1 protein-coding gene is annotated in these 459 nt (G+C 53.6%); it reads right to left on the bottom strand.

Annotated features, from left to right (window positions below):
- Positions 1–459 (bottom strand): FKBP-type peptidyl-prolyl cis-trans isomerase (locus D7Y13_RS42615; RefSeq protein ID WP_147452696.1); only part of this gene is annotated, 459 nt, incomplete at both ends.

Raw genomic sequence — 459 nt, 5'->3', positions numbered from 1 at the left:
GTCAAAAGCAGTAGCGGCCCGCAGTTGTCTGCCCGAATAGCGTATCGTCAGCGTCTGTCCGGCTGCTACCGTGGTATTCGTCGGGAGACTGGTTCGGATAAAACGCGTTCCACTCGATGTCGTTTCCGTAACGGTCAGGTTATTGCGCGTGATGTATTCGTTGATTTGCTGCTCTTCGCTTCGCGACCGGTTAAGTGCCACATCGAAGCGAACAACCGAGTAAGCGTTCAGATTCGGCTTTGCCTGGTCGTTATACCCCAGATATGATGGAATCAGAAAGACGGCCTTTTCACCCTCACGCATCAGGCTAAGACCCTCTTCTAAGCCGGGCAACACCGACCCAATGCCCAACGGGTAATAAACGGGAGCCGCCGTTGTCGAGCTATCGACGTGTTGACGCTGTAGATTGGTCGCTTTGTAACTAAACTCAAGTTCCTCGCCAACGGCCGCCTGTTTACC

Origin of the sequence: Corallococcus praedator (assembly GCF_003612125.1) — a bacterium.
Lineage (GTDB): Bacteria > Myxococcota > Myxococcia > Myxococcales > Myxococcaceae > Corallococcus > Corallococcus praedator.
Note: the sequence above shows the minus strand (reverse complement) of the source record. Positions and strands in the feature narration are given on the sequence as shown.